Origin of the sequence: Bosea beijingensis (genome assembly GCF_030758975.1) — a bacterium.
Lineage (GTDB): Bacteria > Pseudomonadota > Alphaproteobacteria > Rhizobiales > Beijerinckiaceae > Allobosea > Allobosea beijingensis.
In genome coordinates this window covers 2,022,245-2,043,597 of sequence record NZ_CP132359.1, presented here as the reverse complement: position 1 = coordinate 2,043,597, position 21,353 = coordinate 2,022,245, and the positions used below count along the sequence as shown (strand labels likewise).

At 66.2% G+C, this 21,353-nt stretch carries 17 protein-coding genes and 1 tRNA gene; 11 read left to right on the top strand and 7 right to left on the bottom strand.

From position 1 onward, the window contains the following. Positions 1 to 83: 83 nt before the first annotated feature. Positions 84 to 764, bottom strand: a complete 681-nt coding sequence (locus Q9235_RS09865; protein ID WP_306226732.1) for a response regulator transcription factor — start codon at positions 762 to 764, stop codon at positions 84 to 86. 147 nt (positions 765 to 911) lie between these two features. After that, the gene (locus Q9235_RS09860; protein ID WP_306226730.1) at positions 912 to 2,549 is read right to left on the bottom strand and encodes a cisplatin damage response ATP-dependent DNA ligase; all 1,638 of its coding nucleotides are present in this window, start codon (positions 2,547 to 2,549) and stop codon (positions 912 to 914) included. 107 nt (positions 2,550 to 2,656) lie between these two features. Between Q9235_RS09860 and Q9235_RS09855 the strand changes: the two genes are divergently transcribed. Next, a complete protein-coding gene (locus Q9235_RS09855; protein WP_306226729.1) occupies positions 2,657 to 3,439 on the top strand; it encodes an SGNH/GDSL hydrolase family protein in 783 nt (260 codons plus the stop codon). A 7-nt stretch (positions 3,440 to 3,446) separates the two neighbouring features. Here the strand turns inward: Q9235_RS09855 and Q9235_RS09850 are convergent, their stop codons facing one another. Next, positions 3,447 to 4,511, bottom strand: coding sequence for a ligase-associated DNA damage response exonuclease (locus tag Q9235_RS09850; RefSeq protein ID WP_422678357.1), 1,065 nt, complete (start codon positions 4,509 to 4,511; stop codon positions 3,447 to 3,449). Positions 4,512 to 4,540: 29 nt separating this feature from the next. On the opposite strand from Q9235_RS09850, the gene Q9235_RS09845 reads away from it, so the two are divergent. The 4 genes from Q9235_RS09845 to Q9235_RS09830 all read left to right on the top strand — a co-directional run bounded on the left by Q9235_RS09845 (position 4,541) and on the right by Q9235_RS09830 (position 9,111). Beyond that, a complete protein-coding gene (locus Q9235_RS09845) occupies positions 4,541 to 5,500 on the top strand; it encodes a methyltransferase domain-containing protein (protein WP_306226726.1) in 960 nt (319 codons plus the stop codon). Between the two features lie 234 nt (positions 5,501 to 5,734). Beyond that, a complete protein-coding gene (locus Q9235_RS09840) occupies positions 5,735 to 8,221 on the top strand; it encodes a ligase-associated DNA damage response DEXH box helicase (protein WP_306226724.1) in 2,487 nt (828 codons plus the stop codon). A gap of 41 nt (positions 8,222 to 8,262) precedes the next feature. After that, positions 8,263 to 8,925, top strand: coding sequence for a ligase-associated DNA damage response endonuclease PdeM (gene pdeM, locus Q9235_RS09835; RefSeq protein ID WP_306228185.1), 663 nt, complete (start codon positions 8,263 to 8,265; stop codon positions 8,923 to 8,925). Positions 8,926 to 9,036: 111 nt separating this feature from the next. Continuing rightward, positions 9,037 to 9,111: transfer RNA gene (locus Q9235_RS09830), tRNA-Thr, on the top strand. A gap of 469 nt (positions 9,112 to 9,580) precedes the next feature. Here the strand turns inward: Q9235_RS09830 and ggt are convergent. Further along, positions 9,581 to 11,188 carry a gamma-glutamyltransferase gene (ggt, locus tag Q9235_RS09825; protein ID WP_306226723.1) on the bottom strand — a complete coding sequence of 536 codons (1,608 nt, stop codon included), beginning with the start codon at positions 11,186 to 11,188 and terminating at the stop codon, positions 9,581 to 9,583. Positions 11,189 to 11,213: 25 nt separating this feature from the next. After that, a complete protein-coding gene (locus Q9235_RS09820) occupies positions 11,214 to 12,443 on the bottom strand; it encodes a metal-dependent hydrolase family protein (protein ID WP_306226721.1) in 1,230 nt (409 codons plus the stop codon). Positions 12,444 to 12,633: 190 nt separating this feature from the next. On the opposite strand from Q9235_RS09820, the gene Q9235_RS09815 reads away from it, so the two are divergent. Genes Q9235_RS09815 through Q9235_RS09790 form a run of 6 tightly spaced genes read left to right on the top strand, consistent with a single transcriptional unit; the run spans position 12,634 to position 18,517 of the window. Next, positions 12,634 to 13,482, top strand: a complete 849-nt coding sequence (locus Q9235_RS09815; RefSeq protein WP_306226719.1) for an ABC transporter permease — start codon at positions 12,634 to 12,636, stop codon at positions 13,480 to 13,482. Beyond that, complete coding sequence (locus tag Q9235_RS09810) at positions 13,482 to 14,579, top strand: ABC transporter ATP-binding protein (protein ID WP_306226718.1); 1,098 nt, start codon at positions 13,482 to 13,484, stop codon at positions 14,577 to 14,579. Before Q9235_RS09815 ends, Q9235_RS09810 begins: the two co-directional genes overlap by 1 nt. A gap of 42 nt (positions 14,580 to 14,621) precedes the next feature. Then, positions 14,622 to 15,668, top strand: coding sequence for an ABC transporter substrate-binding protein (locus Q9235_RS09805; protein WP_306226716.1), 1,047 nt, complete (start codon positions 14,622 to 14,624; stop codon positions 15,666 to 15,668). Positions 15,669 to 15,672: 4 nt separating this feature from the next. Then, complete coding sequence (locus Q9235_RS09800; protein ID WP_306226714.1) at positions 15,673 to 16,527, top strand: ABC transporter permease; 855 nt, start codon at positions 15,673 to 15,675, stop codon at positions 16,525 to 16,527. Positions 16,528 to 16,540: 13 nt separating this feature from the next. Next, entirely contained in the window at positions 16,541 to 17,260 is a 720-nt protein-coding gene (locus Q9235_RS09795) for a GntR family transcriptional regulator (RefSeq protein WP_306226712.1), read from the top strand. 45 nt (positions 17,261 to 17,305) lie between these two features. Next, positions 17,306 to 18,517, top strand: a complete 1,212-nt coding sequence (locus Q9235_RS09790) for a M24 family metallopeptidase (RefSeq protein WP_306226711.1) — start codon at positions 17,306 to 17,308, stop codon at positions 18,515 to 18,517. 372 nt (positions 18,518 to 18,889) lie between these two features. Here the strand turns inward: Q9235_RS09790 and Q9235_RS09785 are convergent, their stop codons facing one another. Beyond that, on the bottom strand, positions 18,890 to 19,675 hold the full coding sequence (locus Q9235_RS09785) for a hypothetical protein (protein ID WP_306226709.1): 786 nt from the start codon (positions 19,673 to 19,675) through the stop codon (positions 18,890 to 18,892). A gap of 473 nt (positions 19,676 to 20,148) precedes the next feature. Next, the gene (locus Q9235_RS09780) at positions 20,149 to 21,147 is read right to left on the bottom strand and encodes a helix-turn-helix transcriptional regulator (protein ID WP_306226708.1); all 999 of its coding nucleotides are present in this window, start codon (positions 21,145 to 21,147) and stop codon (positions 20,149 to 20,151) included. Positions 21,148 to 21,353 lie beyond the last annotated feature (206 nt).

The window sequence follows — 21,353 nt, the reverse complement described above, 5'->3', positions numbered from 1 at the left end:
TGCGCCCCATGACGATCCGGGGCGCTTCCGCGCTGTCTTACCCTGAAACAGGCCGCGCTTGAACGGGGACTGAACGGATAGCTTCAGGCGGTCGCGGAGGCGCCCGCCGTAGCCCAGGCGGTGCCAGCGATCTTCGAGGCGGCGATTACGGCCTGCGTGCGGCTGTCGACATCGAGCTTGGTCAGGATCGCCGAGACATGGGCCTTCACCGTCGCCTCGGAGACGCCGAGCTCATAGGCGATCTGCTTGTTGAGAAGTCCCTCCGACAGCATCATCAGCACACGCACCTGCTGCGGCGTCAGCGTCGACATGCGGCGGACCATGTCGGCGATCTCGGCATCGACCGGGGCGGAGAGATCGACGCCGGGCGGCGTCCAGACGCCGCCGTCGAGCACGACGCGGATCGCCTCGCCCATCTGCGCGACGTCCGCGGTCTTGGGCAGGAAGCCGAGCGCGCCGAACTCGATACAGCGGCGAATCACCGCCGGATCATCATTGGCGGAGACGACGATGACCGGGATTTCAGGATGGTCGGCGCGCAGGAAGAGCAGACCGGAAAAACCCTGCACGCCCGGCATGGTCAAATCGAGCAGGACGAGATCGGCATCGCCGCCGCTGGCCAGAGCCTCGGTCAAAGCCTCGAGCGAGCCGACCTCGCTGACCTCGGCGCCGCCGAGCGCGCTCGACACCGCCTGACGCAGCGCGCCGCGAAACAGCGGATGATCGTCCGCGATGACGATCCGCGTCGAAGGCTGCTTGCTCATCGCCCCACTCCTTAAAGCCTGCACCGTCCCCCGCCCGATAACGCGTGTCCCGCTTCGGGCCGGTGCATTCGTCCGACCCGGACATTTTGCCTCAGGCCGGCCGCGCATCACAAGCACTGCAAGCGCAAGGCTGCAACCCATTCCGCTTCAACCATTGGTCGGCAACAGCGCTTCGAGCACTTCGATATGGTCGGCCTCACGCGGCGGCTTGTCCCAGCGGATACGGTTGATCCGGGGAAAACGCATGGCCAGACCGGATTTATGCCGCGTCGAGCGCTGCAAGCCCTCGAAGGCGACTTCAAAGACGAGGCCGGACCCAGCCTCATGCGTGACCTCGCGCACCGGGCCGAAGCGATTCAGCGTGTTCTTGCGGACATATTTGTCGATCTCGATCAGTTCCTCGTCGGTGAAGCCGAAATAGGCCTTGCCGACCGGCACCAGTTCCTGCCCGCCATCCTCGCCCACACGCCAGACGCCGAAGGTATAGTCGGAATAGAAGGAGGAGCGTTTGCCATGGCCGCGCTGGGCATACATCAGCACGCAGTCGACGAGCCGGGCATCGCGCTTCCATTTCCACCAATAGCCCTTGGGGCGGCCGGGCAAATAAGGCGAATCACGACGCTTGATCATGCAGCCTTCGACCGCTTCCGCATCGGCGTCCGCCCCGGCCCCGGCCGGATCGGCGCGGGCCGCCGTCAGTTCGTCCCATGAGGCGAAGGGAATGACTGGTGAGAGATCGAAGCGGATGCTGGCGAGGCGCGAGAGAAAGGCTTCAAGCCGCTGGCGCCGCTCCTCCAACGGCAGGTTCCGGATATCCTCCTCGCCGTCGACGAGCAGGTCGTACACGCGGATATGAGCGGGGAACTCGCCCAGCATCTTCGCCGTGACGGTCTTGCGGTTGAGCCGCTGCTGGAGGGTGTTGAAGCTCTGGACGGCACTTTCGCGCATCACCAGCAACTCGCCGTCGAGCGCGCCGTCGATCGTCAGTTCCTCGACGAGATCGGGAAAGGCGCCGGCGATATCCTCGCCGGTACGGGAATAGAGCCGGGTCACGCGAGTGCCGTCGGCCTTGCGGCCGCTCACCGCCTGGACGCGGATGCCGTCCCATTTCCATTCGGCAGAGAATTCGGCCGGGTCGAGCTTGTCGAAATCGTCGTCCTCGATCGGATGCGAAAGCATGACCGGGCGGAACGGCGCGGGATCACGCGCCTCGGGCCGGGCGCCCCTGCCCTCCAGCCAGGCGAAAAGCTCGGCATAGGGCGGCTCCAGCCCATGCCAAACCTGCTCGACCTCGTCGGGTGGTACGCCACCGAGGCTGGCGGCCGCCGTCTTGGCGAGCCGCGCCGAGACGCCGATGCGCAAGGCCCCGGTGATGAGCTTGAGCAGGGCCCAGCGACCGGTCTCGTCGAGCGCATCGAGCCAGCCGGCGACGAGACGCGGCAGATCGGTCTTGCCGGCCTCTCGGAGGCTTTCGACCACCTCCGGCAGATGCGGCACCGCGTTGGCGCCGTGCCGGGCCGGCCATATCAGCGCGACCGTCTCCGAGAGATCGCCGACATAGTCATAGGACAGTGCGAAGAGCACCGGGTCGGTGCGCTCGGCGATCATGGTGCGGATCAGCCCGGCCTTGGCGTTACGGAATACGAGGCCGCCGGTCATCGCCGCCAGCGCATAGCCGCGATCGGGATCGGGCGTGGTGCGCAGGTAATTGGCAATCAGCGCGATCTTGGCATTGCGCCGCGGTTCATAAGCGAGCCGATCGAGCAGCCAGGCGAAGCGGTTCATGCTGTCGCTCCCGCGCCACACCCTGCTGGTTCGTTCGTGTTGCAGCGCATCGTTCAGATACCGTTCATGAAGCAAACCTTAACGGCAGCGCAGTAGCTGGGAGAGCCATGCCGATGCGCGCTGCGATGCGGTTTCTTGCCTTTGCCTTGCCTGTCATCGCTGCCACGTTTTCGGTCGGAGCTCCCGCACAAGCGGCGAGCTTCTCCTGCCGCGAGACGCCGATCGTGCGCTCGAACGCCGGGCTTGCGCCGCTTTCCACCAAGGTCTCGCAGGGCAAGGCGCTGACGATACTCGCGATCGGCTCGTCCTCGACCGAAGGCGTCGGCGCCAGCGCCAAGGACAAGACCTATCCCGCCCGTCTCCAGGCGCTGCTCGCCAAGTCCTGGCCGAACTCGCAGGTCGAGATCGTGAATGCCGGCATCGGCGGCGAAACCGCCCCGCAGACGCTCGCGCGCCTGAAGTCGGCGCTGGCCGCGCGTCCCTACGACCTGGTGATCTGGCAGGTCGGCACCAACGATGCCGTCAGGGGCGGCGATCTCGACGCCTTCAAGGCAATGATCGGCGAAGGCATCGCGCTCGTCCGCGATTCCGGCCCGGCGCTGACCATTCTCGATCCGCAGTTCTTCCCCTCGGTGCGCGATCCGCAGCGCTACGGCCAGTATGTCGAGGCCGTCGGCGAGGTCGCCCGCCGCGAGGCCGTGCCGGTCTTCGGGCGCTACGACGCGATGCGCGAATGGCATCGCTCCGATGCCGAGGCCTTCAAGGCCGCGCTCTGGACCGACGGTTTCCATATGAGCGATGCGGGCTATGACTGCCTCGCCCGCGACATGGCCAATGCCATGGTCGGCATGGCCGCGCCCGCGCGCCCGGTCGTCGCGGCTTCGCGCTGATCGGCTCTCAGGCGGAAGCTGCATTAGCCGCCTCCTCGACCGGATCGGCCTCGTTCTCGTCGCCATAGCCGACGAGATGCAGCGGCTTGGCCTTGAGGCCGGCCGTGCCGCACCAGTGGACGAGCGCGTCGGCCTCGCCATGTGTCACCCAGATCTCGCCGGCCTGGACCTCCTTGATCGTCGCGAGCAGGTCGTCCCAGTCGGCATGGTCGGAGATGACGAGCGGCAGTTCGACGCCTTTCTGGCGCGCCCGCGCCCTGATCCGCATCCAGCCCGATGCGAAGGCGGTAACCGGGTCCGGGAAGCGGCGCGCCCACAAGTCCTGCGTCGCACTCGGCGGGCAGATGACGATCTCGCCGCCCAGCGTCTTGCGATCGGTTTCCGAGACGAGCCTTATCTCGCCAAGCGGGATGCCTTCGGCTGCATAGAAGGCGGTGATCTTCTCGACGGCGCCATGGATATAGATCGGCCTGTTGTAGCCGGCCTCGCGGATCAAGGCCATGACGCGCTGCGCCTTGCCCAGCGAATAAGCGCCGACGATATGCGTACGCTCCGGGAAGAGCCTGACGGATTCCAAGAGCTTTGCCACCTCCCCCGCCGCCGATGGATGGCGGAAGACCGGCAGGCCGAAAGTCGCCTCGGTGATGAAGATGTCGCAAGGCACGGGCTCGAAGCCGGCACAGGTCGGGTCGCGCTCGCGCTTGTAGTCGCCGGAGGCGACGATGCGCAGACCCCGGCTTTCGACGGCGATCTGGGCGGAGCCGAGGACATGGCCGGCGGGCACGAAGGTGAAATCGACCTCGCCGATGCGGATGGCCTCGCCGGGCACCGCGACCTGCTGCGAGCCTGTAAAACCCTCGCCATAGCGCAGCGCCATGATGGCCAAGGTCTCGCGTGTCGCCAGCACGGCACCATGGCCGGCCCGAGCATGATCGGAATGGCCGTGCGTGATCAGCGCCCGCGCCACAGGGCGGACCGGATCGATATGGATATCGGCCGGCGGGCAATAGAGCCCGGCCGGCGTCGGCAGCAGCAATTCGGAGGGGCGCCAGCGGGCGCTTTGTCTGGCCAGCGTCACACTCCTCGGCTAGACCCGTAGTTATGACCGATACAGGCTCGACCACGCATTTCGCCTCGTCCGGCGACCCCGTGCTCGACCGCCGCTATGGCTGGGCCGAGGCTGCGCTGAAGGACGGGGACGCGCAAGCGGCCGTCGAAATTCTCGACCAGACGCTGTCGCAAGCCTACCATTTCACCGCAGCCTGGCATCTCTACGGGCTGGCGCAGGAAGCGCTCGGCCACAAGGAGGACGCTGCCACCGCCTGGCGGCAATGCCTCGACCTCGACCCCAACGACCATTTCGGCGCGCGGCTCGACCTCGCCCGCATCGGCGCCTTGCCGGCCGAGCAGGCGACCTCGGAGAATTTCTCCGGCGCGCTGTTCGACGCCTATGCCGACCGTTTCGACAGCCATCTCACGCAAACCCTGCATTACAACGCGCCCGACCTGCTGAAGGCGGCACTCGTCCGCTGCTGCAGCAACGCCGGCCGGCCCTTCCGGTTCGACATCGTCTACGATCTCGGCTGCGGCACCGGCCTGATGGGCGAGGCGATCCACGAGCAGAGCGGCTTCATCGCCGGCTGCGATCTCTCGCCGCGCATGATCGAGCGCGCACGGACCAAGCTCGCACCCGACGGCACGCCGCTCTACGACAAGCTCGCCGTCGCGGGGCTGACGGCGTTCCTGACCAGCCGGCCGGACGCCTCCGCCGATCTCGTCGTCGCGGCCGATGTCTTCGTCTATCTCGGCGAGCTCGCGCCCTGCTTCGCCCAAAGCGCGCGCGTGCTGGAACCGGACGGGCTGCTCGCCTTCACGGTCCAGAGCCATGACGGAGAAGGCGTGGTGGTCGGCGATGACAGGCGGTTCGCGCATGCGGAAAGCTGGCTGAGGGAGCGGCTGGTCGAAGCAGGGCTCCCCCCCGTACTCGTCGAGCCCGCCAGCACGCGGCAGGATCGCGGCGCGCCTGTGCCGGGGCTGCTGGTCGTGGCGGAGAAGCGGTAAAGGCAATGAGCCTTGGTGATCAGGTGTGAGAGACCCGGCCGCAAAGGGGTGTTCGCGACCGGGTCAGCCCCAAGATGCGGCTTTGAGGCGGGGCCACACCTCATTGGGTGTACGCGGCGACTGTGCGTTTGGATGCATGACGACAGCAACACGCTGACGCTTTGAACCGACCGACTGAAGCAATGGCTTCATTCCCCTTTCGTTCCCCCTCCCGACCACCTATCTTCGGCCGGCATGGTCGCCCCCTCCCCGCTCCCTCCCGCTTTCGAGGCTTGGTTCACTGGCCGCGGCTGGAGCGTGCGGCAGCATCAGCTTGCGCTGCTGGAGGAGGCTCGCGCCGGACGCTCGACGCTGCTGGTCGCGCCGACCGGCGCCGGCAAGACGCTAGCCGGCTTCCTGCCTTCGCTGGCCGAACTGGCCGAACGGGAGGGCAAGCATGACGGCCTGCACACGCTCTATATCTCGCCGCTGAAGGCGCTGGCGGTCGACATCGCCCGCAATCTCGAAGCGCCCGTGCGCGAGATGGATCTCCCGATCACCATCGAGACGCGCACCGGCGATACCTCCGCCGCCAAGCGCACCCGCCAGATCCAGCGCCCGCCCGATATCCTGCTGACGACGCCGGAGCAGCTTGCTCTGCTGGTCTCGCATCGCGACGCCGCACCGTTCTTCTCGTCCTTGCGCCGCATCGTGCTCGACGAATTGCACGCGCTGGTCACCTCCAAGCGCGGCGACCTGCTGGCGCTCGATCTCGCGCGCTTGAAAGCGCTGGCGCCGCAGGTCTCGGCGGTCGGTCTCTCTGCAACGGTGCGCGAGCCTGCCGATCTGCAGCGCTATCTCGGCGGCGCCGAGACGCCGGCAGGGCTCGTCACCGTCGCGGGTGGGGCAAAGCCGCGCATCGGCATCCTCGATACGGAACGCCGCCTGCCGATCGCAGGCCATACGACCCTGCATGCGATGGCCGAGGTCTATCAGGCCATCCGCGCGCACAAGCTGACGCTGGTCTTCGTCAACACGCGCATGCAGGCGGAATTCGCCTTCCAGGCCCTGTGGAACCTCAACGACGACAACCTGCCGATCGCGCTGCATCACGGCTCGCTCGATGCGCAGCAGCGCCGCAAGGTCGAGGCGGCGATGGCGGATGGGCGGCTCAAGGCCGTAGTCTGCACCGCGACGCTCGATCTCGGCATCGACTGGGGCGATGTCGACCTCGTCGTCAATCTCGGAGCTCCCAAAGGGGCGAGCCGCCTGATCCAGCGCATCGGACGCTCCAACCACCGCATGGACGAGCCTTCGGAGGCGCTGCTGGTGCCTTCCAACCGCTTCGAGCTGCTGGAGTGCCGCGCTGCGCTGGAAGCCGTCCACGAGGCCGCGCAGGACACGCCGCCGCCACGCATCGGGGCGCTCGACGTGCTCGCCCAGCACGTGCTCGGCGTCGCCTGCTCGGATGGGTTCCAGGCCGATGCGCTCTACGAGGAGGTTTGCACCGCCTCGCCCTACGCCGATCTCACCCGCCCGGATTTCGACGCCGTCGTCAATTTCGTCGCGACCGGCGGCTATGCGCTGAAGAGCTACGAGCGCTTCGCCAAGCTGCGGCAGGACAAGGCCGGCCTCTGGCGCGCCAGCCATGCCCGCGTCATCCAGCAATACCGCATGAATGTCGGCACGATCGTCGAGGCGACGATGCTGAAGGTCCGGCTCGGCCGGGCGCGCGCCGGCAAACCTGGCCAGCCTGGCATAATCACGCGCGGCGGGCGCGTGCTCGGCGAAATCGAGGAATATTTCGCCGAGACGATGGTGCCGGGCGACACCTTCATCTTCGCCGGCGAGGTGCTTCGCTTCGAGGGGATCGTCGAGAACGAGGCGGTCTGCTCGCGCGCCGCTGCTGGCACCGATCCGAAGATCCCTTCCTATGACGGCGGCAAGTTCCCGCTCTCGACCTTCCTCGCCGCCCGCGTGCGCGCCATCCTGGCCTCGCCCAGCCTCTGGCACACGCTGCCGGAGGAGGTCTCGGCCTGGCTTCACGCGCAGAAGCGGGTCTCGCGCCTGCCCCAGCCCGGCGAGCTTCTGGTCGAGACTTTTCCGCGCGGCGGACGCTTCTATCTCGCCGCTTATCCGTTCGAGGGCCGCCTTGCCCACCAGACGCTCGGCATGCTGCTGACGCGGCGGCTGGAGCGCGCCCGGATGCGCCCGCTCGGCTTCGTCTGCAACGATTACGGCATGGCCTGCTGGACGCTCGGCGATATGAGTGCGGCGATCGCGCGCGGCGCGCTCGATCTCGACGAGCTCTTCGCGCAGGACATGCTCGGCGACGATCTGGAGGACTGGATGGCGGAATCGGCGCTGATGAAGCGCACCTTCCGCTCCTGCGCCATCATCGGCGGGCTGATCGAACGCCGCTTCCCCGGTCAGGAGAAAAGCGGGCGGCAAGTGACGATCTCGACCGATCTCGTCTACGACGTGCTGCGCCGGCACGAGCCCGATCATATCCTGCTCAAGGCAGCGCGGGCCGATGCGGCGACGGGCCTGCTCGACATTCGCCGGCTTGGTGAGATGCTGACACGGATCAGCGGCCGAATCGTGCATCAGCCGCTCGACCATGTCTCGCCGCTCGGCGTCTCCGTGATGCTCGAGATCGGGCGCGAGGCGGTTTATGGCGAGGCGGCGGACGAGATCCTGGCGGAAGCAGAAGCGATGCTGACGGAAGAGGCGATGGCGTGACGGCTGCAGCGGCAGTTCCAGCGAAGACGAGCGAGGCCTTCATGCTGGGCCGGCTCGCGCTCGTGCCCGATCTCTCGGGCGCGCTCTGGCTGCCGGAGGAGCGCACGCTCGTCGTCGCCGACCTGCATCTGGAGAAGGGCTCGGCCTATGCGGCGCGCGGCGTGATGCTGCCGCCCTATGATTCGAGCGCGACGATCGCCGCGCTTGCCACCACGATCCGGCGCCATCAGCCAGCCCGCGTCATCGCGCTCGGCGACAGCTTCCATGACCGCGATGCCGAGAACCGGCTGGCGCCGGAGATGCGCGCCGCGCTTGCCGCCCTGCAGCAAGGGCTCGACTGGCTCTGGATCACCGGGAACCACGACCCGGCGATCAGCCATGCCATGGGTGGCGAGAGCGCTGCGGAGATCGTGCTCGCGGGCGTGACCTTGCGCCATGAGCCGACAACTTCCGGAGGCGGCCACGAGATCGCCGGGCATCTGCACCCTGCCGCCAAGGTCAGGATGCGTGGGCGGGCGATCCGGCGGCGCTGTTTTGCGCTCTCGGCGCAGCGTTGCGTGATGCCGGCGATGGGCGCCTATGCCGGTGGCCTCAACCTGCGCGACGCCGCTTTCCGGCCCTTGTTCCGCGAAGGATTGAGCGCGCATCTCCTCGGCGACGGCCGGCTCTTCCGGATCGATCCACGGTTATTGCTGCCGGATTGATCGAGCGGGTTGCGTCCGTCCCAAGGTTGTGGCATCAGGGCGCCGCTTCGGAACGACGCCAGCGCCCGCAACCGCCTCAGAGCAACCGCGAACGCCCCGGCCGCCGGACCTGCTGCGGTAGCTCAGTGGTAGAGCACTCCATTGGTAATGGAGAGGTCGAGAGTTCAATCCTCTCTCGCAGCACCAGCGCCTCGCCGCAACAATCCTATGGCTCGAATAAGGGTTCACGCCGCCTAGGGCGAGCGTCCGCTTCCGGGCGGGACGCCAAGGTCGGCTTGTGGCGCAAACAGCAATCCTGAGCGGCGTGATGTGCGCTAGGCATCCGAAGCCTCTCGACACGCGAGCACGAATAAACCTTCGCCTCACGGCGCGGCGGGCGAAACCGCAGTGCCTGATATTGATAAGCACGGGAAACAAGATGCCGGGTGAGGTTCGGCAGCGCATGCCGGTGACTGCCAAGGCCGAAGGCGACGAGGTCCGCCTGTATGTCGACGTTCGCCGCCTACTCCTTGCTAGGCTCAGCATATCTCCAGACCTCGATCAGGATGGCAGCCTCGGTGGCACCGAGGTTGGAAGGTGCATCCCTTGAGAGCACTTAACCTCAATATTGCGAGCCGGACATAAGATCGGCGGAGGCTTGTCAGAATCGAACGGCTCAGACCGCGATCGCCATGCCGTCGCGCTGCGGATCGGCTCCGCCCGACCAGCCTGCGCCATCGACTTTGACACCGTGCGGCGCGCCAAAGGCGAAGGACTGGTAGGACCGGACGACTGGATAGCCTGTCGCCTCGAGTTCGGCGGTGACGCGGCGCTCGATCCTGTTCGAGACGTCGATCGTGTCGCTGAGGCAGACGATGCGCGGCGCGGCCACCGCTTCCGCCATCGTCATCCCGAAATCGATGACATTGCTCAGCGCCTGCGCAAGCGCCGGCACGATGAAGGTGCCGCCGGGCGCGCCGATGGCGATGACCGGCTTGTCGTCCTTGAAAACGATGGTCGGAGCCATGGCGCTGCCGCGCGCCTTGCCCGGCGCTATCGAGGCGGCGCGCCCGGGACGCGGGTCGAAGCCGCTCATCGTGCCGTTATACATGAAGCCTAGCCCGTTGGTGATCGCGCCCGAGGGCTGGCCTAGCGTGTGGGTGATCGTCACCGCATTGCCGTCCTCATCCATGACGCAGGTGACCGTCGTGTCCGGCGGGTCCCTGACGAGCTCGGAGCGCGGCACGCTCGCCTTCTCACCGGCGCGGATGCGGGCGGCACGCTCGGCCGCATGCTCCCGCGACAACAGCATGTCGATCGGCACATCGACGAAATCGGGGTCGCCCATATGGGCGTCCTTGTCGATCGTCATCCACTTCATCGCCTCGGCCAGGAGGCGCACATGCTCGGTCGAATTATGCGCCAGCGCGGAGAGATCGAATTCCTGCAGGATATGCAGGAGCTCGATCAGCGAGACGCCGCCGGCAGCCGGCGGATTGCCGGCGATCCCGAACCCGCGATAGGAGCCCCAGACCGGCGCCTTCTCGCGCACCTGATAGGCGGCGAGGTCGTCCATGCCGATCAGGCCGCCATGGGCGGCCATGTCGGCGGCAATCTCCTGCGCGATTTCGCCGGTATAGAAGATGTCCGGGCCGTGTGCGGCGATGCGCTCCAATGTGTTGGCGAGATCGGGGTTCGCGACGCGGTCGCCCGGCCGCTTCAACGTGCCGTCCGGATGAAAATAGATCGCCCGGCCGGTCTCGCTGAGCCTCAGCTTGTCCTCGGTGTTGACCTGGCCCGTGGCGCGCTGGTCGATCGTCCAGTAATAGTGGACGTAGGGGCGCAGCATGAAGCCCTCGCGCGCCTGGCGGATCGCCGGCGCCACCACATCCTTCAGCGTCATCGTGCCGAACCGCGCCAGCGCATCCGCATAGCCCTTGACGTTGCCGGGAGTACCGGCCGCGAGATGGCCGAGTTCGTTGGCGTGGTCCCGGAGCAGGAAGACGAAGCCGTCGCGCGTTTGACCCACAAAACGGTCGGCCCACATCTCGGCGGTCGCCGCCAGCGGCGCGCGCGCCAGGAACTCCAGCACGGTATGGACGCCGCGCCGGGGCATGCTGATCTGCATCGCACCGAAGCCGCCGATCCCGCACATCTGCGGGTCGACCACGCCCTGGCTGAAGGCACAGGCGATGGCCGCATCGACGGCGTTGCCGCCGCGCCGCAGGATTTCCGCGCCGACCTCGGCCGCTTCCGGCTGGGCTGCGACGATCATTCCCCGCATCGTCTCGTCTCCCCGTCCGGCTGCCTCAATGCAGCTCGTTCTTGAAGAACCGGCCGCCGCGCATGATCGCGCGCAGGGCCCGCCCATCATTCTGGAACAATGTCGCGTCGCGAGTCGGGTCGCCATCGACCACGAGCAGGTCGGCATAGGCGCCGGGTACGAGCGCGCCGATCTCTCCCTCCATCCGGCAGAGCTTCGCCGCCACGCTGGTCGCCGAGGCGAGAACCTCCGGCAGCGGCAACACCTGGGCGCGCAGCTCGAATTCGAGCGTCTGATATTTCTGGAGCTGCCCGAGCAGGTCCGAGCCATAGCCCATCGGCACCCCGGCATCGCGCATATAGGACAGCGATTCGATGCCGCCCTTGCGCACCGTCTCTATCTTCGCGGCGGATTCCGGCCTGAGCCCGAAGGCCGTGCCCTCGCGCGCCAGGCCTTCATAAGCGGCGAGCGTCGGCACTGCGAAGCAACCGGCGGCCGCGGCTTTCTTCGCGGTGTCCGGCTGAATCAGGTTGCAGTGCTCCAGCGACAGCACACCGCATTCCACGGCCCGCGCGATGGCCTTGTCGGTATAGAGATGGGCGGCGACATAGGTGCCGGCATTCTCGGCCTCCTCCACCGCCGCCTTGATCTCATCGCGCGAGAAGCCGAGCGCGTGGATCGGATCGTTCGGCGAGGCGACGCCGCCATTGGCCATGATCTTGACGAAGGTGGCCCCGGCGCGAAGCTGCTCGCGCGCAGCGAGCCTGACCGCGTCGACGCCGTCGCAGAGCTGGCCAACCTGGCCGAGCCGGCCGGTATAGAGCGCGCGGGTCTCCGAGCGGTCGCGCGGATCGGAATGGCCGCCGGTCTGGCTCAGCGCCTTGCCGCAGATGATCAGGCGTGGGCCTTCGATCAGCCCTTCCTCTACCGCGATGACGAGGCCGAGATCGGCGCCGCCGAGATCGCGCACCGTGGTGAACCCACGCATCAACATGGCATTCATGGTGCGCGCCGTGCGCAGCGCGACGAGCGAAGACGGGGTCATGGCGTTCTGCACGCCGTTCACCACCGCCGAGACGACATGGACATGCATGTCGATCAGTCCCGGCATCAGCGTCCGGCCCTTCAGCTCGATGCGCGAGGCCGAAGCACTGGCGATCGGCTTGTCGGAAACCTCGCGAATGCGGTCGCCCTCGACCAGAACCTCGACGCCGTCGACCAGCCTGTCGCAGCCGGGATCGAGGAAGCGACCACCGGTGAAAAGCAGCAGGCTCATGGGCGTCTCTCCGAAAGGCACGGGCGGGGGCAGCATCGGCCGGAGCCGCCACCGGACGCAGGCTTCCACAGAACATTACATAAGACAATTGCATATTGGCGATTTTATCCAATTGACAGGAAGCGGCATTCCTTCTCTCTTTTGTGCTGTTCGGAGGAGGAACGGCGTGGCGGTGGCACAGCATACGGCGATGACGGACTCCGCACCGGCAGGCCCCGCTCCGGCCCCGGCAGGCAGCGTTGCGGCAATGACCGGCCTCGTGCGGCTTCTCGTCTGCATCGGCGTCGCGCTGATGCTGATCCCGCTGCTGATGACCGCCTATATGAGCCTGTTCGCCGACGGCGTCGTCACCTTCCCGCCCAGCGGCTACACCCTGTCCTGGTACGGCAAGCTCGCGGAATTCCCGAAATTCGGGCAGGCGCTCGGAACCAGTCTGCGCGTGGCCGCGCTCTCTACCATCTGCGCGCTGCTGATCGGCGTGCCGGCCTCGATCGCGCTGGTGCGCTACAGCTTCCCGGGCCGCGGCCTCCTCAACGTGCTGCTGCTCTCGCCGCTGACGGTCCCCGGCGTCGTGATCGGCCTCGGCCTCTACGTCCTGATGGTCGATATCGAGATCCGCAGCCAGATCCCGCTGATCGGCTCCGACTGGGTGCTCATCCTGGCCCATCTGCTCATCACCACGCCCTGGGTGGTGCGGCTCTGCGTCGCCAATCTCGTGCAGCTCGACCGCTCGATCGAGGAGGCCGCGGCCAATCTCGGCGCCTCGCCCGGCCGCGTGCTGTGGAGCGTGACCTTGCCGATGATGCGCCAGGGCATCGTCGCCGCCGCGCTCTTCGCGTTCATCGTCTCGTTCGAGAACATCGAGATGACGCTGTTCCTGATTAGCCCGGGCATGATCACTTTCCCGATCTCGGTGCTGCAATATCTCGAATACCGTTTCGATCCGCTCGTCGCCTCGGTGGTGGTGGTCCAGACCGCCGTCATCGCGCTGCTGCTGCTGGCGATCGACCGTTACGTCAAACTGAGCAAGGTCGTCTGATGAGCGCTGCCTCCCATCTCCGCATCGAGGGCCTGACCAAGATCTACGGCAGCACCGCCGCGGTCGAGGACGTGAACCTCGATGTCCGGCAGGGCGAGATGCTGGTGCTGCTCGGCCCCTCAGGCTGCGGCAAGACCACGACGCTGCGCCTCGTCGCCGGTTTCGTCGCGGCCACGCGCGGTCGCATCCTGGTCGAGGACAAGGACTACGCCGCGCTGCCGCCCTATCAGCGCGAGATGGGGATGGTGTTCCAGAGCTACGCGCTGTTTCCGCATCTCACGGTGGCGCAGAACGTCACCTTCGGCCTGCGCATGCGCAAGCTGCCCAAGGCCGAGATCGACCGCCGGCTCGATGAGACCCTGGCCATGGTCAAGCTCGACGCGATGGCGGACCGCTATCCGCGGCAGCTCTCGGGCGGCCAGCAGCAGCGCGTCGCCCTGGCCCGCGCACTGGCGATCCGGCCCAAGGTGCTGCTGCTCGACGAGCCGCTCTCCAATCTCGATGCCAACCTGCGCCAGTCCGTCGCCCGCGAGATACGCCAGCTCCAGAAGGCCGCCGGCCTGACCGCGCTGATGGTCACGCATGACCAAGACGAGGCGATGACCATGGCCGATCGGCTCGTGCTGATGAATGACGGCAAGGTCCAGCAGGTCGGCACGCAGGAGGAGCTTTACGAGCAGCCGCTCAACCCCTTCGTCGCCCGGTTCATCGGCCACAGCAACCTCATCGAGGGCGAGCTCGTCGATGCCGACGTCTTCCGCCTGCCGGGCGGCGCGGTTCTGAAGCTCGCCAACCGCTACGCCGCGCGTGGCGCCCATACGCTGGCGCTGCGGCCCGAGCGGGTCCGGTTGCACACGCAGGCCGAGGCCGCCGCGCCGCGCGCCAGCGCGACGGTCGAGGACGCGACCTATGTCGGCGGCCATATCGACTATCTGCTCGGTTTCCAAGGCGGCGGTGCCTTCGTTCTGCACGACCCGACTGGCACCAGCGGGAACCCGCGCCGGGCCGCCGGCGAAAGGGTCGACGTGACCTGGGACGGGATCAACGAGCGCCTGTTCGACGCAAACCACGCAACCGTTGCCGCCAGCGCGGCCTGAGCCGGCCGCGTCATATCCAACCATAACCAAGGGGATCACGACATGACCGACCTGTTCAAACCAACCCGACGAGGCCTTCTGACGCTTGCGGCCGGCGCCTCCGCCGCGCCGATCTTCGCACCTGCCATCCTGCGGGCGCAGACCGCCTCCGGTCAGGTCGTGATGAGCACTTGGGGCGGCGACTACGGCAAGCTGCTCGCGCAGAACATCGAGGAGCCCCTGCTCAAGCCCAAGGGCATCGAGACGGTGCAGGATGCCGGCACGGAGCCGACGCGCGTCGCCAAGTCGATCGCCCAGCGCCGCCTGCCGCGCGGCAGCGTCGACGTCATCTCGGTCCAGGCGCCGGCCGCCTACGACCTCGAGGATGCCGGCATGCTGGAGCCGCTCGACGAGGGCAAGGTTCCCAACCTGAAATACGTCCAGCCGACCTTCGCGACGCCTTACTCGATCCCGCATATCTACAGCCCTCAGGTCATCGCTTACAGCCCCGAGCGCGTGAAGACGCCGCCGAAGAGCTATGACGAGATGGAGGCCTATGGCGGCAAGGTCGGCATCCTCGACAACAGCTATATCTGGGTCGCGATGGCCGCGGCGCTGAAGCAGCAAGGCAACCCCGGCAAGATCGCAGAGGTCAAGGCGAGCCTGGAGAAATTGGTGAAGGCCGGCGCCAAGGTCTACACCTCGACCGAGGCCTTCGCCCCCGGCATCAAGTCCGGCGAGATCGACGTCGGCCTGGTCTGGCATGCCCGCGTGTTGTTCTGGTCGAAGGGCGGAGTCGCCATGGCCTCTTCCTTCCCGGCGGAAGGCTGCATGACCTATGTCTCCAGCATGTGCGTGCTGAAGAACGCGCCGAACAAGGCCGCGGCCTTCGCCTATATCAACGCCGCGCTCGAGCCGCAGGCACAGCGCGCCTTCGCCGCGACGATGGGGTATCAGCCGACCGTCACCAATGTCACGCTCGAAGGCGAGGTCGCCAAGAACCTCACCCTGCCTGAGGGCACGAAGCTTCTTCCCGCGCCCTACCCCCAGCTCAGCGCCGTCCGCGACGACATGAACGACTGGTGGCGCCGCACCCTCGAAAGGCGCTGATTCCATGACGCGTCGCCGGCCCGAGGGGCTTACAGCTTCGCTGCTCATCGGGCCGGCGACCATGGTCGTCATGCTCTCGCTGGTGCTGCCGCTGGCACTGCTCGCCCGCTACAGCCTGAACAAGTACGATCGCCGCACCTTCATGGTGGATGCGTTCACGCCGGAGAACTATCTGCGCTTCGTCACGGACCCCTTCTATACGGGCGTCCTCTGGACGACGTTCAGCATCGCGATCATCACGACCCTGCTCTGCCTGATCCTCGGCTTTCCGATCGCCTACAAGCTGGCGCGTTCGCAGAGCCGCTGGAAATCGATCGGCGTGCTCCTCATCATCCTGCCGCTGTTCATCGGCTCCACCGTGCGCGCCCTGGGCTGGATGGGGGTGCTGGCGAAGGGCGGCATCATCGACGCGCTCTATACCGCGTTCGGCGGCCCCGGGGTTTCGCTGCTCTACACCTCCTTCGCGGTGGCGCTCGGCATTCTCTCGATCAACCTGCCCTACATGATCCTGACGCTGCAGAGCGTGATCGAGGGCATCGACGCCAGGCTGGAAGAGGCCGCCGACAGCCTGGGGGCCGATCCGGCGCGGCGCTTCGGGCATGTGGTGCTGCCGCTCGCCTTGCCGGGCATCGCGACCGGCGGCATCCTATGCTTCATCCTGGCGATGAACGCCTATGCGACGCCCTTCCTGCTCGGCGGCGCGCGCTTCCAGATGATGGCGCCGATGCTCTACCGGGAGTTCGCGGTCAACAACAACTGGCCCTTCGCGGCGGCAATCGCCTTCATCCTGATGCTGACGACGCTGACGCTCACCGCCATCTCCGGGCTGCTGGTCCAGCGGCGCTACAAAGCCCAATGAACGAGCGAGCGCGATGAACGCCAGCGGCCCGATACGAGCGACGCTACCCCAGTTTCGGCAGACCGTGGCCGGCGCGGCGGTGAACGAGCTGCGCCGGCGCATCCTCTCAGGCGCGGTCGCGGCGGGCGAGGCCTTGCGGCAGGACGCGCTGGCGCGCGAGTTCGGGATCAGCCGAATTCCGATCCGGGAGGCCTTCCGCCAACTGGCGGCCGAGGGGCTGGTGACGCTGCATCCGCATCGCGGCGCCGTCGTCACGGCCCTGTCGGCCCTCGACATCGCCGAGCTGTTCGACCTGCGCGCCATTCTCGAGCCTGATCTGATCCGCCGCGCCGTGCCGCGGCTGTGCGAAGGCGACTTCGCGCGGGCCGAGGCCCTGCTGGCGGACTATTCCGCGGCGATCGCGCGGGGCGACACTGAAGCCTATGGCGAGCTCAACCGCGAATACCACCTGTCGCTCTACGGCGCTTCCGGCCGCACGCAGACGCTCGAACTGGTGCGGATGCTGCTCGCCAACACCGATCGCTACACCCGCGTCCAACTCGCCATGTCCGACGGTGCGACGGCCCGGGCCAAGCACGAGCATGCCGCGCTGCTCGCCTACTGCCGTGCCGGGAATGCCGAAGAAGCGGCAAGGCTGACCCTCGAGCACGTGCTCGCCGTGCGGCACGACCTGCTGCACCTGCTGCAGGGCGACGCGGATGGACCAGCCCAGGCGCAGGCGCCAGCCGCCTGAAACCGACGCCAAGCCTTTTCACACGACCAGACGGGGACGACGCATATGACCATCGGAGTGGGCGGATCGAGCTTCGAGGCGGAACTCGCCAAGTTGAAGCCGATGACCGACGGCATCGAGCCGATTGCGGTCAAGGAATTTAAAGACCGCATCGCCAAGGCCCAGGAATTGCTACGCGAGCAGGGCCTGCAGGCGCTATATCTGGATACTTCGACGAGCCTCGCCTATTTCACGGGCATCCAGCTCGGCCTGACCGAGCGGCTACACGGCGCGATCATCCCGGTCGAGGGCGAGATCGTCTATCTCAGCCCGACCTTCGAGGAACCAAAGACGCGCGAGTACATGAAGTTCGGCGACCAGGTGCGTTGCTGGGAAGAACACGAGGACCCGACTGAGCTCGTCGTCGAGACGATCCGCTCCATGGGCTATGAGAGCGGCCAGATCGCGCTCGACCCGCACACGCCGTTCTATACGGTCGACGGCCTGCGCAAGGCCGGAAACCGCTTCTCGTTCACCCAGGGCGGCAGCATCACCGCCACCTGCCGGCAACTGAAATCCGCCGCCGAGATCGCGCTGATCCAGCGCGCCATGGACATCACCATGGAGGTCCACAAGGCCGCCGCCCGCGCGCTGCAGGTCGGCGTCACCACGGCGCAGGTCAAGATGTTCCTCGACCAGGCGCATCGCAAGCTCGGCATGAACTGGACCAGCGGCGCCGCGCAGTTCGGCGAAGCAACCGCCTACCCGCATGGCGTGCCCTATGAGCAGACGCTGGCCGATGGCGACATGGTGCTGATTGACATGGGCACCAAGGTCGGCGGCTACCGCTCCGACATCACCCGCACCTATGTTTTCGGCGAGCCGAGCGCCCGCCAGCGCGAGATCTGGGACTTGGAGAAGCGGGCGCAGCTCGGTGGCTTTGCCGCCGCCAAGCTCGGCGCCCCCTGCGAGAACGTCGATTTCGGCGCCCGCGGCGTGATCGAGGCTGCAGGCTACGGGCCCGGCTACAAGGTGCCGGGCCTGCCGCACCGGACCGGCCACGGGCTCGGCCTCGACGTCCATGAGGAGTCCTTTATGGTCAAGGGCAACAAGACGCCACTCCAGGTCGGCATGTGCTTCTCGGTGGAGCCGATGATGTGCATCTACGGCGAATTCGGTGTCCGGCTCGAGGACATCGCCTACATGGCCGAGGATGGCGCGCGCTGGTTCACTCAACCGGCGCACAGCATTGACGACCCCTTCGCTCGCGAGCCCTGAGAGGCACCTTCCGCATTGGGAACGGCGGCGTGCTGCTGGACCATATGACCGAGAGCGAGGATCTGCGGGTGGAGGTTGGGGGCCTCCCCTGAAACGGATGGCGACACCATCAACGACCTCCACGTCGCCATCTCTTCGGCCAATCCTCAGCCGGCCAGCTTCTACAGGAGAAGCTCGCCAAGATTCATGACCTCTCGCATACGATCGTGGAAGTCGAGCCCCGGAGTTCGTGCAATCTCAATCAGCGCAACTTTCCAAATCGGCTGTAACGATCCGCCTCTGCCCCTTCAGTGAATTTAGCTTTCGACCTGCCCGCAAATGTCCGATTCCGGGCTAGGCCCTGATGTCGGCGATTGGAACTGCGCGGCTCAGCTAGAGGGAGGAACTCTTCGCCCAATCGCCCACGGCGGCCTCATCCTCGAACACCGGAATGTTCAGGGTCCAGCGAGGAATAGTCCGCATATCATTCAACCCAGCGAAAACGTTGGCGAAACTGCCGCCCGGCACAGTCTCCCGCAAGGCGGCATCGAGTTCCTCGCCGAAGCCGCGAAATCCTTCCGCGACCACCTCGCTGAGGTGGATCTGGTTCCAGGTCGCGACAAGCGAAGGATCCTGGAACATGACGGCGGCCGTCTCCATCGATCTGAACGTCCCCAGCTTGTCTAAGGCGACAAGCTTCGCCGCCGCAGGTCCGATATGGCGACGCATCATATCCCGGTAGTCCGCCAGTCGGGATGGATGCACGTCGAGGTACTCGATCGAGGGTCTGCGGCCGGGGCGATGCGACGAGCCCGCCCAGTTCGTGGGAACCACGAAAGACGCCGGCGTCGTGAGCAGGATTTCGGCGCGCAGAAGCACTACGCCTGGAACCGGAGGCGACCGGACGAGCCGATCGATCACATCGCCTGGTATGAAATCCCGGAAGTAGGTGAACTCGACATGGCTCCAGACGGCGGCATCGGATTGCCCTCTGAAAATCGAGTCGTGGCGGTATAGACCCCGGCCGAGGCAAGTGCTGCCGAGCGGACGCCACTCTCTTGCTTCCTGTTCGAGAGCGCGCTTCGCTTGCTCCGACGATGCATCCAAAATCCGAGCCAGCACAACCAGACGATCGCCAGGCTCGATCGCGATAATCCGCGGATCCTTGTCCCCCGTCATAGATTACATGCTCCCGTCTATCATCCGCAGTTGCGCCGGAAACGGCGCCACTCGGGAGTTATGGCGCAATTGAACTACGGCCAGAATGGAATGTCCGCTTCCCGCCAGCCAGTCCGTGTCAGCTATCGGCGCAAAGCGTTGGCCTCACCATCAATTCGGTAGTTTCAACCGGCCGCCACGATTTAGGACAGCACGCGTCGAAGTGACGATATCGGGCGCAACTCGATCTGTGGCGACATTTGAAGTTAGGATTAGGTTTCAACGTTCGACACTTCGTGCGAGTCGCCATGGATTGCAAACTTCTTGAAATCAAAGCGCTTTTCGCGATGTCCGGTTTCTGAAGCCCCTGCTACCGGATGCAGAAATATTGCGGCAGAATGCACCTAGTGCGGCACATTTCTGACACGCACGATCGTGCTCTGCTCTCTACGTTCCCGCGCTCCGAAGTTTCTCGGCAACCCGGTCAGCCATGGTCAACTCATATTGACCAGCAAGAGCATCAGCTCCGCCTGCCGTGACGTCCCGGTCTTCTGGAAGATCGTCTTCAACCGCGTCCGCGCAGTCCCTTGGGTGATGCCGAGCTTGTCTGCAGCTTCGGCAATCGTCTCGCCCAGCAGCAGGCGCTTGCAGAAGGCGATTTCCGACTGCGTCAGGCCGAAACCTCCGGCGAGGGCGTCCAGGTTGCCGGCGCTCAATCCCCTCGAGCCGAGATCGGTGACGAGCACCAGCACCATGCGCCGGGGCGGCAGCAAGGCGAGGCGCGCTCCCCCTGGGGGCTGGGCAACCGGAAGCGAAGCGAGCGATAGCTGCCAAGCCCCGGTCGCGGTACGAAAACCGATCCGCGAGATCGGCGTGGGCTCTCCCCGGGACAGCGCTTCCAGCGCCGATGCGAAGCGAGCATCCGCAGTCGCATCCCCGAGATGGCAGCGACCATGCCGAACCGCCACCCCATGTCCCGAGGCGAAGAGCCGTTCCGCAAGCCGGTTCGCTTCGCGCAGGCGCCGATCGCCATCGATGATGAAGGCCGCGCAGCGACCACGCTCCACCAGCGCCGCTTCGGCAACCGCGGTTTCAACATCCGCGCGCAGGAGGCGGGCCAGGTTGACCGAGCGCTCCAGATTGCCGCGGATATTGGTCAGGATTTTCACCGTCGCCGTGTCGTAGACCTCGGATCTGGAGAGCGGATAATGCACGAGGAGGTTCACGACCTCGCCGCTTTCGCCGACGAGTTTCATGCCGGCTGCGGCCACCGCGCGATTCTGCGGAAGTAGCCAGTCGTTATAAAATTCCGTCTTGATGAAATTCTGCGCCGGAGAGACTTCTTCCGAGGCGGCGATCGTGGTCCCCTTGATGCGGCCCCAATAAGCGTTCCAGGGATTGATAGCGGCGAAATGCCCCGCATAGGCGGCTGCAAAGGCCGGCTCCATATTCTGGAGCGACAGGAAGTTGAGGCGGCTTTCGGAGAAGTTCATGTTGGCGAGCCCGCCCCAGGAACCCGGAAAGGCCTCGCTCAGGATCGCAGGCACCTCGTCCCATGATCCCTCGCCGAAGGTCGCGGCATCGATCGCCGCAGCCAGGTTCCGGCTGATGACCGAAATGCGGTCCTCGTCATAGGCGTCCAGCGATACCCAATCCATTCCCGATGCGTCCCAAGCGTTCGGCGGTGGCTGCTCTGCCA

Bases quoted from the DNA above. Each gene is read 5' to 3' on its own strand.
- Q9235_RS09865 (WP_306226732.1), bottom strand. From the start codon at position 764: ATGAGCAAGCAGCCTTCGACGCGGATCGTCATCGCGGACGATCATCCG.
- Q9235_RS09860 (WP_306226730.1), bottom strand. From the start codon at position 2,549: ATGAACCGCTTCGCCTGGCTGCTCGATCGGCTCGCTTATGAACCGCGG.
- Q9235_RS09855 (WP_306226729.1), top strand. From the start codon at position 2,657: ATGCCGATGCGCGCTGCGATGCGGTTTCTTGCCTTTGCCTTGCCTGTC.
- Q9235_RS09845 (WP_306226726.1), top strand. From the start codon at position 4,541: ATGACCGATACAGGCTCGACCACGCATTTCGCCTCGTCCGGCGACCCC.
- Q9235_RS09840 (WP_306226724.1), top strand. From the start codon at position 5,735: ATGGTCGCCCCCTCCCCGCTCCCTCCCGCTTTCGAGGCTTGGTTCACT.
- pdeM (WP_306228185.1), top strand. From the start codon at position 8,263: ATGCTGGGCCGGCTCGCGCTCGTGCCCGATCTCTCGGGCGCGCTCTGG.
- ggt (WP_306226723.1), bottom strand. From the start codon at position 11,188: ATGCGGGGAATGATCGTCGCAGCCCAGCCGGAAGCGGCCGAGGTCGGC.
- Q9235_RS09820 (WP_306226721.1), bottom strand. From the start codon at position 12,443: ATGAGCCTGCTGCTTTTCACCGGTGGTCGCTTCCTCGATCCCGGCTGC.
- Q9235_RS09815 (WP_306226719.1), top strand. From the start codon at position 12,634: ATGACGGACTCCGCACCGGCAGGCCCCGCTCCGGCCCCGGCAGGCAGC.
- Q9235_RS09810 (WP_306226718.1), top strand. From the start codon at position 13,482: ATGAGCGCTGCCTCCCATCTCCGCATCGAGGGCCTGACCAAGATCTAC.
- Q9235_RS09805 (WP_306226716.1), top strand. From the start codon at position 14,622: ATGACCGACCTGTTCAAACCAACCCGACGAGGCCTTCTGACGCTTGCG.
- Q9235_RS09800 (WP_306226714.1), top strand. From the start codon at position 15,673: ATGACGCGTCGCCGGCCCGAGGGGCTTACAGCTTCGCTGCTCATCGGG.
- Q9235_RS09795 (WP_306226712.1), top strand. From the start codon at position 16,541: ATGAACGCCAGCGGCCCGATACGAGCGACGCTACCCCAGTTTCGGCAG.
- Q9235_RS09790 (WP_306226711.1), top strand. From the start codon at position 17,306: ATGACCATCGGAGTGGGCGGATCGAGCTTCGAGGCGGAACTCGCCAAG.
- Q9235_RS09785 (WP_306226709.1), bottom strand. From the start codon at position 19,675: ATGACGGGGGACAAGGATCCGCGGATTATCGCGATCGAGCCTGGCGAT.
- Q9235_RS09780 (WP_306226708.1), bottom strand. From the start codon at position 21,147: ATGAACTTCTCCGAAAGCCGCCTCAACTTCCTGTCGCTCCAGAATATG.